Consider the following 12,143-nt stretch of genomic DNA (forward strand, 5'->3'; position numbering starts at 1 on the left):
AAAATCAGGCTTTTTCAGATCAAACCTGTTATAATCCTACGACCACCACGGCCTTGATAGAATGGAGGTCATCATTGAAACTTTCACATCCACTTTATTTAAAAATAAAAAGAAGAGTATATACCTTATATGCTCTTCTTCTCATAGCTAACAATACACTTTATCCAACTAATATTTATCTATTATATTTAAAAATTTCTCCACTTCACATAAACTCATTTGTTCCATGCAAAAATAAACTTTGCCCCTTATCCATTACTTAATCCCCTTTGTATCTAAGTGCTATTCTCTAACATTTAGTACCTCTAAAACTCCCTTAAACAACACCGATCCTCTCCCAACAACCAACTCTAAAGGAACTTCTTTAACTCGCCCATCTCTCCCCACCATAACAACCTCATTCTCATAATCCACCCAAATCTGAACATCCTGCACATAATAGCCCTTAATAGAAGAAGCCTCATCTAAATTACGATGATCCAACTCAACCTTAACTTGTTTCGTAAAGCGGCGTAATGTTTTCCAAAGAGTTCGTTCTTCCTTTGATTTCATGAAGAGTTCTGGGAGTTCTTGTACTTCTTTTAATAACGACATAGTTGTTATGGTGTATGTTTGAATTCCATAGCCTACTGGGCGGATAAAGTGGTCTAGTTTTTTCCATGGCTCTAATTCGAAATGTACATACTCGGCTTTTTGTTGCATTTGAATGTGTTTGATTTTGGCTACGTATTGAATGCCGCCTTTTTCTCCATGCCATTTTTTCGGTGCATATAATGCTATGTACTTCGCTTCTTGCCATCCTGGTTTTAGCTGTGTGACTGGTAGCTGGTATATGCCATTCTTTCTATATGTTTCATAGTCGATTTCAGTTTTTACGCTGCCTACTAATACTTTTTCTTCTAGTGAAGAGTGCCATTCTTCTTTTGTTCCTCTTGGAAGAATGCCTTCTCTTATAATTTCTTCTGGGCTTTTTTCGATGAGATGGTCTAAAAATTGTTCGACTAGTCTTGTTGCGTTTGGTAAGAACGGGAAGCCACCGATATTTACTTTTTCTATACTTTTATAAAATGGGTGATTCTCGTACTCTTCCTCTTGGTTCCACGGGAATAATACATACGCTCCGTAAGCCGTACGCTCAAAAGGTCCTTCTTGTTCTATCACTAACGCGTCTCTATAACGATGCATTGTGTTAATGTCTTCTTCCATTGGACCAGGGGTACCATACTGCCTTTTATAATGAGCTTTTTCAGCAAAATCAATTCGATATTTCGCATCAAAAATGTATTGGTATTGATAGCTTTTTCCCTTTTTCTCAATAGCGAGCATCGTATCTGGCTTTTGTGTAACTGTTGGTAATCCGTTGTTCCTTTTTTGGAAGTAAAGCGCTATTACTTCATCTGTTTCTGGATGTTTGAACGTTCTTTTTGCAGTTTTACTTTCATCTAACGTTACATATAAACCATCTTGCTTCACTTGAATAACATCTTGCTGAAGCGGTATATATTTTTTAGATAGAATTTGTCCGAGCTTTAAATATGTCCAGTATTCGTATAACCTAGCAACATCTTTTACCGACATTTTGAAAATTTGTCCTCGTAATGTTAGACCTCGTGATAGCATTAAGAAAATTTGATACGCATCTCTATAGCCTGCAGCCATTTGAATAACGAGCGAAAAGACTGAGCGATCTAATTTTCCGATTCCTCTCCAAAATGGATCGTTCAATTCATTTTTCATTCGATACTTCATATTTTTTACACGTTCTAGCAAATCTTCATCAGTTACACCGCGCCCAAATCGAGATTTTGGTTCTAGTGCCTTAAGTAAATCATCTATTTTATGTATGACTCTTTGAATCATCCATTTAACAAATCGATTTTCCAACGTATCATATGACACTTCCTTATAAGCTGTAATCCCTTTAGTTGGTATACTGTTTTCTCCTTGCAGCAAGTGTGGTCGCTTTCGCAAATAGTTCATTCCGACAGAATCCAATTTACGAATTTTTTCTCCTCGTACAAGTTGATGCCTAGTCATAAGCGTATGATGCGGTTGCCTTTTAATATGAGAGATCGACTTCATAAATCGCTCAAAAGAATCATTTAAAATACGATAAAACTCACTCTTCGACGGATTTGTAGCGTAAATTGCAGATGCTCCTAAGTATGTCCTCTTCAGTAAATGAAACGCTAAATTATAAATTTCATCATTTACTTCATCTAATAAGGCTCTGTAATCATCCTTATAATCAAGTTTTGATGGAAACACTTCAAATGTAACTGTTAATACAGTGTCTTTATCATCTTTAATTTCAAATGTTGTATTTCCTACTTCATTTGGAAACGAAAGATTCCCCATTAACACATGAAGCGAACCCATTTGAATAGAACTAACTTGCTTGCGAAAACCCGGATGTTCATGATAAAAGGAATGCTGATTGTTATTTTTAGGAACAACAACAAGCTGATAACTTCTATTCTCAAAAAAGATTGGCGGATGCTCGTTCCATTCATCTAATCTCTGCAATCTCGCATCAAATACAGAAACGGATTCTACCTTCCCATCTACATGAAAATACATCATTTCATCTGCGTTCATAGCGTGATATTCTTTTAAACTCTCGTATTTTTCATGATAAGGATTTCCTTTAATCGTCAATGATAGCTCCTCTGTTTCAATCTTAACTAGCTCTATCTCATTATTAGATCCAGAAAGAGGTGAAGCCATCATACTCGAACCTCCTTAACATATGAGACAGCTTGTTAGCTGAACGAGGATACTTAGCATACGAAGCGTCATTATTGCCACTATCATATTCTTCATTTGCACATAATACATACAACTGCTTCAATACCTCTTCTGTTCTTCCATCGCTTCCCGCAATACGAGGTAAAATCTTTTGATATATTTGATAATCAAGCGCTTCATCAAACGACAATAACTTTCCTTGTTCGTTGTATGCCATATAGAAACAAATTTCATCTCGTATACGATATCCAACTTGAGCTCCAACTGATTCAAGTGTTTTATTTATTTCTATTAAAATAGTCGATATATTTCTTACAAGATCTTCGTTTTCTTTAAAACACTCTTTCAAATGAAGATACTCGGTTGCTAAAGAGCGATTAGAAACAATTTCAGCTTCCTTCTCCTCCATGTCCATTAAGAAATTAAAATAATCTAAGTTAACGGTATTAAATTCAATTGTATTCGCACGATCTAATACTTTTTTACTTAAAGGATGTGTCGTTTCGTCCATGTTTACCGTTCCGATAATATATACATTTGATGGGATCGTAATGTGCTTATTAGTAATTGATTCTGGAAGCACCGGTGAAGTAATAATCTTCCCATCTTTCCATTTACGACTCTCAATTACACTTAAAAAATCACTAAAGTAGTATTCAACTCGAGCTAAGTTCATCTCGTCCAACACTACAAAATAAGGTCGATTTGGATTGTTGTCTGCATCTTCAAGAACTTTAATTAAAGGTCTTTCTTGAAATTCTCCTTGAAGATTCACATAACCAAGCAAATCAGAACTATCACTCCAATCAGGTCGAACCGGAATGAGCGTAAATTGTCCATTCTCTTCCGTAGCCCCTAAACTCTCCGCAAACCACTGAACAATTTTCGTTTTCCCCGTACCTGAAATACCTGATAAAATTACAAACGGCTTCGTCTTTAACGAAAGGAAGAAATTAATTAGATCCTTTTTCTCATAATAGAAACCTTTACTTTGAATATAAGAAGATACATGATCGATAATTGATTGTTGGTCTAAATACACTTCTTTCCTCTCATAAATCATTTCATATTTCGTTCCTTCCTCTTTGTAAGCGATAAATCCCTCATAATAGCGAAGCATTTCTTCCAAGTCTTCAACTAATTCTGCTTCGCTTGGCATTTTATTCACCTCATAAGCAATATAAGCCGCTGTTGAATTCGCATATCCTTTCGCTTTTGGACTTGTCCCTAGGAAGATCTCATCATCTTTTTTCACCTTTTGAGACATATGTATTTGCTCGCGAATCTCTTCTTTAATTTTTTGCATTTCCTCTTTAGTTGTTTCTGTTACACCTTGTCCAATGGTCAAATATAATCGTTGCATATCTTCGCTAAATAAATAGACGATATAATACCCTCTCTGTGTCGATGTTGTGATATCTCTATGCATTAGCGCAATCCACGGAACTGTTGCCCAATTCCCTTTCCCAACCGATCCTATCACGCTGTACTGCTTCTCATTTATAAAAGGTAAACGAATGATTTCTGTTGCCATATCATTTCGGACTGTTAGTCCTAATTTATGTCCTGCAAATTTTTCTGTTTTTGCATCCAAATATTCCTTCATTATCTTTAAAAAGCCTTCACGTAAACTACTACTCATATTACCGCCCTTTTCTTCATTCTTTTTTATGTATTGTTCGGCTGGAATCCATTCAGCATTAATTATTTCCAATTTCTCAGACCACATTAAGAGGTTATGCGTACGCTCTTTTGCTAATGATTCTAGCATTAAATTATTTCCTCTAGAGTTCCGGACAATTGTCATCGCTAAATCCACTAAAGCCGCTTTCTTTTCGCCCCTCTGATACGCTCTTAAAAGATTAAGTACAAACATGACAATGTGAAAATATTCCTGCTTTAAAACTAACTTCCGAATAACATCATTCTTACTTTTCGCCTCAATATATTCGGTTAATAAAGACGTATCGATATTATGATTATCATTTAAAAATCCCAGTAATCTTAAATCTTGTCTTCCTTTAGATTTAACTCTATACAAATTACCATTGGTTTGATCACTTAAATTTTTCGGATCGTATGTATTGTTTATTACCTCTTCCAAAAATCCAACAACTTTATGATACTGCTCACATGGCAAATTATCAGTTTGGAATTCTTTAAATGTAATAGCTTGCACTCCAGTCACATTCACAAATGGAAGCTGTGAAAAGAAAGCTAACAAGAAAGCATTACATTCACTGACTTGTCCGAAATCCTCACTCTTTACCGTGCGCATAGCGATAAATTTCCCCCAAGCATTCTTAAGAAGTTCAAAGCTCACTTTAAAATAAGACGATGCTTCCTCTTCCTTTTCATATTGCTCACGTGAAAGTTTAGTTTCAACGTCTAATCCTTCATCATCCTTGTTTATAATCAAATAAGTTTTATCACCTTGGATATCTTCAACTTGCTTCGTTGATTCAGCCAATTCAATTATGAGTTGATCTAACATTTTCATCCCCACCGTTACAATTAATTACAATTACTACTATTTTACCAAACTATGTATAAAAGAAAAATCATACGCCATACCGTATGATTTAATAATTCCTATTATTCCCCACTAACTCCCTATACTCCTGACTACTCTCCTCAAGAAATATCATACTCTCCCCACTCCCCTTATAAAAACTCTCCCAACCCCGCTCCCTCAAAATCCCCTTCCAAGTATCACTCTGGGCCATCCTCTTAATAACCTCATCCCAATAAGCAACATCTTCCTCCGTCATATCTTTCGGCCCCATAATTCCTTTCCAGTGCTGGAAGACAACATCGATTCCTTGTTCTTTCCAAGTCGGAATTTCTGGTAGTCGGTCTAGGCGTTTTGGTGCGGATACGGCTAATATTTTTATTTTGCCGGCTTTGTATTGTTTTTCGGCTTCGGATAGGGTCATTGTTGCGGCGTTGATTTGTTTGTTCGTTAGGGCGTTTATGATTTTCTCTTTGTTTTCGTAGACGAAGAATTCTAGTTCGGCAGAGTTTATACCGAATGCTTTACTTACTTGTACGAAGGATAGGTGATCGTCGTTTCCTAAGCCGGGGGCAACGCCGATTTTGAAGTTTTTCTTGTCTTTTTTTAGTTGTTCCATTAGTTGGTTTGCGCTATCTATGTTTGAGTCTTTGGATACGACAACGACTTCCCAATCCGATGCGAGTGTTGCGAGCGGTGTGAAGTCTTTATATGTTAGTTTACTGTGGCCTAGTAGGTTGTTCGTTATGAGTAAGCTTGAGTTAATCGCAAGTACGTGACCGCCTTTTTGTTTCGTATATTTCCATCCGACATCACCGCTACCGCCTACTTTGTTTATGACAGTAATTGGTTTTGTGAAGATTTTTTCTTCGGTAAGTGCTTTTTGCATCGCTCGTGCCGTTAAGTCCCATCCAGCACCTGGAACGTTCGGTGCAACAATTTCTACTTTGTCTATGTTTACTTTATTCGTGTGAGGTTTTTCTGAAGAACAACCGGCTATTACTACTATGATGATCCATATACATAGTAATAATCGTTTTTTCATAATCCTCTTCCTATTCGATACTTACGTTCTGGTCGCCCGATAATGCCGTATGTGTACTCTACTGTGCATTCATTTGTGGCTACTAAGTATTCTAAATATCTTCTTGCGGTTGTTCTGGAGGCACCCATCTGTTCTCCCATTTCTTCTATTGTAATTCCGTCTTCAAATCCTTTTATAATTCCTTTCACCTTTTGTAGTGTTAACGGATCCACACCTGTCGGTAAGTTTTTCATGTCTGTTATTTGCGACATGCCGAAGAAATTATCGATAAGTGTTTGATTCACTTCATTATGACTATGTAATAATTGCTTCTTTCTCTTATAATCTTCAATAGTGCGAACAAATTTGTCTAACGTAACTGGTTTTATAAGATAATTGCTTACGCCATTTCGAATTGCTTTTTCTAACATATGTTTTTCATTCGCCGCTGTAACCATAATTACGTCAACGTTTGGAAAGTCAGCATGGATTTCCGGCAACAAGTCTGTTCCGATTCCATCTGGTAAGTAAATATCTAATAGAAGTAAATCGACTTTTTCCTTTTGTAATAGCTCCATCGTTTCTTTCGCATTCAATGCTTTCCCAATAACTTTTACGTCCTTTATTTTTGATAAAAACTCCTCCTGAATTTGCGCTACGCGGAAATCATCTTCTGCAATTGCAACCTTCAACATATGTCCATCCCCCTGTTTGTCATTTACTTTCTCTCAATGCTTTCGGAAGGTAAATTGTAAAAATAGCTCCCCCGTTTTTCTCGTTCTGAATTTCAATTGTTCCTTGTAGTAGATCTACCATTTCTCTCATGTTTGCTAGCCCGTAACCACGATCTGTTCCTTTCGTTGAAAATCCTTTTTGAAAAATGGTACTTATTTTTTCTACCGGTACTCCTGCCCCACTATCTATCACTTCAAAAACAATATCGTGTCCAATATCAGTAACAAAGAAAGTAACACTCTTCTCCTCTTGCTCACTCACCGCATCAAACGCATTATCGATCATGTTTCCAAGAATCGTAATAAGGTGCGAAACTTTTATATGGTCTGGTAACGGATTAAGCGCACTATCCCCTTCAATATGAAAATCGATTTTCTTCTCAGACGCTGTCCCTAGTTTTCCTAATAAAATGGCTTGTACTTTCGCATCATGAATTTGATGGAATAAAATATGGTTTTGACTTTGATGAATATTAGATTCTTGTTGGATAAATTCAATAGCTTCTCTATAATGTCCTAACTGAAGTAAGCCCGATAACACGAAAAGCTTATTTGTGAATTCATGTGTTTGAGCACGTAAATCCTCTGAATACTTTCTTACCTCGGATATCGTATTAACTAAGTTCTGCAATTCCGTTTTATCTCTAAAACTACATACAACGCCTACCGTACTGTTATTTTCGAGTATCGGTGTCATGTTTAAAATAAACACTTTATCTTGAAATGCGATTTCTTGATCGTTTTCTAACACTCTCTCCATATTAAATTCCGGTAAAACTTTTGAAATATGCTGATGCACATATTCATCATTTACATGCAGCATCTCTTCCGCAGAAATGTTCATCATAGTAATAAAGCCGTTTTGATCAATAGCGATGATTCCTTCTTTTATAGATAGCAGTATTGCGCTTCGTTCCCGATATAACGCTGCGATTTCATTCGGTTCCAAACCAAGTGTATCCTTTCTGATGCTACGCGCTAAAAGTATACCTCCAACGATTCCAACTAGTAACACCGCTAAGGAAAAGAGTATAATTTCTTTCGTTCTGTTCAATATGTTAGATTCAATACCTTTTATTAAAAATTCTACTGTAACAACGCCCACGACTTGATCATAGTCTCCGTTATGAACAATAATTGGCGCCTTTGCCATTAAGGCAGGACCGCTTGCACCTTTCCCTTCGAGCGTATAATAGCCACCAAAAGTGAGCGCTTCATAGTTATATAGATTATTGCTCTTTGTACCAATCAACTTCGAATTAGAATGTGAATAAATAACCCCATACCGATCTTCTACAATTACATAATCTGCATCCGCTTGCTCACGAACTTGTTCCGCAATTGATTGAACGGTACTTTTACCATCATTATTTTGAAAGGCCTCCTTTATAGCTGGCATAAAAGAAAGAGATTTAGCCGTTTGCAGAGCTAACTGTTCCACTTGGCGCTTCGTATCAACGGACTGAATGTAAACAAATATTCCCGCTAAAAGGAGAACGACAAATAAAATTAATGTAATGACTAATCCTAATATTTTCGTTTGTAGTGACACTTTTCGTGATTTTTTCATGCTTCATATCCTTTGATTAAATATTCAAAAATATCAATCTCCTATTCAATTATTATGACAAAACTCAATATTAATCAACTATTAAGATAAAAATGTCATGTACATAAAGTACAAAAAGAATAAAATTGTCATAATATTGAGATTACTATCTGAAAACAGTACAATTCAACTACAATGAACACGCTTTCATATATAACTTTTATTTATAAGTAGGAGGGGATTTTTATGGCTCAAGTAAAATCTAGCCGAGTCACCGGAAACATTTTCAAAGGTTCTGTCGGCAATTTAATTGAATGGTACGACTGGTACGTTTACTCTGCTTTCGCTGTATATTTTTCAGCAGAGTTCTTTCCTAAAGGAGATCCAACTAGTCAATTGCTAAACACAGCGGCTATTTTCGCAGTCGGATTTTTAATGCGTCCTATCGGAAGCTTACTAATGGGACGTTATGCCGATCGTCACGGACGCCGGGCGGCATTAACTCTTTCTATTACGATTATGGCCGGTGGTTCTTTAATCATTGCCTGTACACCTAGTTACGAAAGTATTGGTGTCATGGCCCCAATTATTTTAGTTCTTGCCCGTTTACTTCAAGGATTGTCACTCGGCGGAGAGTACGGAACTTCCGCAACGTATTTATCTGAAATGGCTAGTAGTGGTCGCCGTGGTTTTTATTCAAGCTTCCAATATGTAACGCTCGTTGCTGGACAGATGGTTGCGTTAGGTGTTCAAATTGTTCTTCAGCAATTACTAAGTGAACCAGATATGAAGGCTTGGGGATGGCGTATTCCGTTCATTATTGGAGCGATGGGGGCAGTAGCTGTATTATGGCTTCGCCGCACGATGGATGAATCGGAGCAGTTTTCAAAAATGGAATCTAAAAATCGCGAAAGTGCCGGAACAATCGGTGCTCTTATGAAACACCCGAAAGCAGTATTAACAGTAGTCGGCCTAACTTTAGGAGGCACTGTTGCATTTTATACGTACACAACATATTTACAAAAGTTCATGGTAAACACAGTTGGTCTTCCGAAAGAAGTTGTAAGCTGGATTAACTTTGTCGCACTACTTATATTCGTCGTACTTCAACCAATTGCGGGGCTATTATCCGATAAAATTGGACGACGCCCACTATTAATGGCTTTCGGTATTCTCGGAACGTTACTAACAGCACCACTATTCTTCTTCCTGGAAAAAACAACAGAACCAATCGTAGCATTCTTACTCATGATGGTCGGTCTCATTATCGTTACTGGTTATACTTCCATTAACGCAATTGTAAAAGCGGAACTTTTCCCAACTGAAATTCGCGCATTAGGCGTAGGCTTCCCATATGCACTAACAGTTGCGATATTCGGCGGTACAGCAGAGTTCATCGCATTATGGCTAAAGAGTATCGGACTGGAATCATTATTCTACTTCTATGTAGCTGGATGTATCGCAATAAGCTTTATCACGTATTGGCGTATGTCAGAGTCTTCGAAGACTTCGCAGATTGAGGCGGAGTTGGGTGGTGGAGATAAACTAGCTAATAATAAATCTAGTTAAAATTATGTATTCTATGTTCTTCGTTTACCTGAACCCGATTTGCTTTATCTAAAAAAGCATAATTCATTAATATACAATTTAAAAACCTCTACTTATATGTAGAGGTTTTTAAATTGTATAACAGAAAAGATATTCTAATTTACTTATCTACAATTGCAACGTTCGAAATTACCTAAACATTGCGCCAATTGGTATAACCCTCCAATTTTTCCAATTCATCTTGTATAATGACAAAAGGGTATTTATATATATATTTATATTAAACAAGAAAACAACAGGAGAGAGTCTCCTAGACTATCGAACTTTATTCATAAATTACTTCAAGATTAACACGAAAGAATATAGAAAGTAGGTTATTGTATTGAAACAAAAAATTCTAGCAATGTCACTCCCTATCCTATTACTAGCGGGAGTTGGATGTTCAAACAGTGATAAGGAAAAAAAGCCAGCCGTAGCCGAACAACAAGAAAAAAAGTCGTTCATTTTAACATTAGCGCATTCTTCTGAGGATTTAGAAAAGCTCATGAATAATATGATAGATTTATATGATAAAGATAATACTTTAAGTTCTGTGAAATTTTCTTATATCAAATCGTTAGATGAATCTAATGAGTTACTTTCAAACGTATACGATTTAGAAGTTGATCAAAAGTTTAAAGGGCATGAAGAGGAGTTAGTTAAGTCGATTCAGGAGTACTACAAAGCTATTATGTATCAAAAAGGAGTTGTCGAAAAAGGTATGGCAACCCAAGCCTTGAACGGTAAACAAAAACTAGAAAAGGCTGGAGACAACTTTGTCATTGCTGTAAATAAAATGATAGATATTCAAAACGGTGATGCGCCTGAAAAGGAAGTTGAAGTGAAGGAAATAAATAAACCGAAATTAGAGGATCTACCAATCGAACCACCTAAGCCAGCCTATACAGAAAACTACATGGGTAAGTTTGGTATGGCAATGAAACAATTACTGCCTGAATTGCAAAAATTGATTGCAGTTGGCGGAAATGAAAACCTCCCATCTTCAGATAGAGCGATGAAAATTATTGAAAATGAAGCAACTCTAAGAGGTATCGCGAACGAACTGAGAAGTTATAATCCAAGTGAAGAATATAATGAAGTACAAGCAAAAGTGGAAGAAGTACCACCAAAAATAGACAAATTTATAGACTTACTAACAGAAGGTTTATTAAGCGAGGACCCTGCTAAAGTTCGCCAAGCTAGTGAAACGTTTGATTTTATAATTAAAACAATGAATCAAGCAGCTCAAATGTTACTTGAAGTGGACAAAAATAAACAAAAATAAACAAAAATAATATGAAAATTACATATATCTCGTAATCAAACAGCTTCAAAACCTCTAACTATGCTCAATGTTTTTTGAAACATATCAACTAAAATTTAATTTCCCTCTCCATATGATAAGCAGAGTGGAAAAAAGAAAGTTGATTCATGGTAGCATGATATATATCAAATATATGGAGGTTAGTAGATATGAAAAATACAATTGAATTAGACAGACTAATGGATCTATTCAAAAATGACAATGAGGGTGTATATGATTATCTCGAGTATTTATTAGAAAGTGAACGTTTGCAAGCTCCTGATGCCATCGCTTTGATCAAGTATGCTATAGAACACGACATTGAGGCACTAAGTGAAAAAGAATTACGCATCATTGTAATTGATATTTTAAAAAATGACGCATTTATTTTTGTGTGTGAATGGTGTACAAATAGTCTTGGTTTTGAAGACATGATTACTGTACTCGAAATTACAAGAGACAAGCACAAAAATTGCTATGAAGAGATGGAAGAAGCATGCAATTAAATATCTTATGAAAGATCAATAGAAAAAGGACCACTTGTTTTCAAAACCGGTGATCCTTTTTATTTTTACTACGACACTAGCATTCTTACTTTGTATATCGATTCGCATAGGAAGAAGCCACAAACGAGTCAGGCTTGATTTTGGGATCAAACCCCATACTTTCAATGCGGTGAGCGATTC

The 12,143-nt window shown here is 36.2% G+C and carries 8 protein-coding genes and 1 pseudogene; 3 read left to right on the forward strand and 6 right to left on the reverse strand.

Translation table 11 applies throughout. The annotated features are described in order from the left end of the window. Positions 1–282: 282 nt before the first annotated feature. The 5 genes from ACTFQM_RS10540 to ACTFQM_RS10560 all read right to left on the reverse strand — a co-directional run bounded on the left by ACTFQM_RS10540 (position 283) and on the right by ACTFQM_RS10560 (position 8,588). Entirely contained in the window at positions 283–2,727 is a 2,445-nt protein-coding gene (locus ACTFQM_RS10540) for a DUF2357 domain-containing protein (protein ID WP_440034411.1), read from the reverse strand. Beyond that, positions 2,702–5,242 (reverse strand): McrB family protein, encoded by a 2,541-nt coding sequence (locus tag ACTFQM_RS10545; RefSeq protein ID WP_440034259.1) that lies wholly within the window; start codon positions 5,240–5,242, stop codon positions 2,702–2,704. Before ACTFQM_RS10545 ends, ACTFQM_RS10540 begins: the two co-directional genes overlap by 26 nt. An 88-nt stretch (positions 5,243–5,330) precedes the next feature. Continuing rightward, positions 5,331–6,305 carry a tripartite tricarboxylate transporter substrate binding protein gene (locus ACTFQM_RS10550; protein WP_440034260.1) on the reverse strand — a complete coding sequence of 325 codons (975 nt, stop codon included), beginning with the start codon at positions 6,303–6,305 and terminating at the stop codon, positions 5,331–5,333. After that, complete coding sequence (locus ACTFQM_RS10555) at positions 6,302–6,979, reverse strand: response regulator (protein ID WP_440034261.1); 678 nt, start codon at positions 6,977–6,979, stop codon at positions 6,302–6,304. The genes ACTFQM_RS10550 and ACTFQM_RS10555 overlap by 4 nt, the downstream gene beginning before the upstream one ends. Positions 6,980–6,998: 19 nt before the next feature. After that, a complete protein-coding gene (locus tag ACTFQM_RS10560) occupies positions 6,999–8,588 on the reverse strand; it encodes an ATP-binding protein (protein ID WP_440034262.1) in 1,590 nt (529 codons plus the stop codon). A 225-nt stretch (positions 8,589–8,813) separates the two neighbouring features. Here ACTFQM_RS10560 and ACTFQM_RS10565 point away from each other — a divergent pair, with 225 nt between their 5' ends. The 3 genes from ACTFQM_RS10565 (at position 8,814) to ACTFQM_RS10575 (ending at position 11,963) form a co-directional block, all read left to right on the forward strand. Next, a complete protein-coding gene (locus ACTFQM_RS10565) occupies positions 8,814–10,136 on the forward strand; it encodes an MFS transporter (protein ID WP_440034263.1) in 1,323 nt (440 codons plus the stop codon). Positions 10,137–10,497: 361 nt separating this feature from the next. Continuing rightward, positions 10,498–11,439, forward strand: a complete 942-nt coding sequence (locus ACTFQM_RS10570; RefSeq protein ID WP_440034264.1) for a hypothetical protein — start codon at positions 10,498–10,500, stop codon at positions 11,437–11,439. Positions 11,440–11,627: 188 nt separating this feature from the next. Beyond that, positions 11,628–11,963 carry a hypothetical protein gene (locus ACTFQM_RS10575; protein WP_440034265.1) on the forward strand — a complete coding sequence of 112 codons (336 nt, stop codon included), beginning with the start codon at positions 11,628–11,630 and terminating at the stop codon, positions 11,961–11,963. An 85-nt stretch (positions 11,964–12,048) separates the two neighbouring features. Here the strand turns inward: ACTFQM_RS10575 and ACTFQM_RS10580 are convergent. Beyond that, positions 12,049–12,132 (reverse strand): annotated as a pseudogene (locus ACTFQM_RS10580) (ribonuclease H-like YkuK family protein); the annotation flags it as partial. Positions 12,133–12,143: the final 11 nt, after the last annotated feature.

The sequence above is a fragment of the Bacillus cereus group sp. MYBK30-2 genome (assembly GCF_051915945.1).
Taxonomy (GTDB): domain Bacteria; phylum Bacillota; class Bacilli; order Bacillales; family Bacillaceae_G; genus Bacillus_A; species Bacillus_A paramycoides.

Bases quoted from the DNA above. Each gene is read 5' to 3' on its own strand.
- ACTFQM_RS10540 (WP_440034411.1), bottom strand. From the start codon at position 2,727: ATGGCTTCACCTCTTTCTGGATCTAATAATGAGATAGAGCTAGTTAAG.
- ACTFQM_RS10545 (WP_440034259.1), bottom strand. From the start codon at position 5,242: ATGTTAGATCAACTCATAATTGAATTGGCTGAATCAACGAAGCAAGTT.
- ACTFQM_RS10550 (WP_440034260.1), bottom strand. From the start codon at position 6,305: ATGAAAAAACGATTATTACTATGTATATGGATCATCATAGTAGTAATA.
- ACTFQM_RS10555 (WP_440034261.1), bottom strand. From the start codon at position 6,979: ATGTTGAAGGTTGCAATTGCAGAAGATGATTTCCGCGTAGCGCAAATT.
- ACTFQM_RS10560 (WP_440034262.1), bottom strand. From the start codon at position 8,588: ATGAAAAAATCACGAAAAGTGTCACTACAAACGAAAATATTAGGATTA.
- ACTFQM_RS10565 (WP_440034263.1), top strand. From the start codon at position 8,814: ATGGCTCAAGTAAAATCTAGCCGAGTCACCGGAAACATTTTCAAAGGT.
- ACTFQM_RS10575 (WP_440034265.1), top strand. From the start codon at position 11,628: ATGAAAAATACAATTGAATTAGACAGACTAATGGATCTATTCAAAAAT.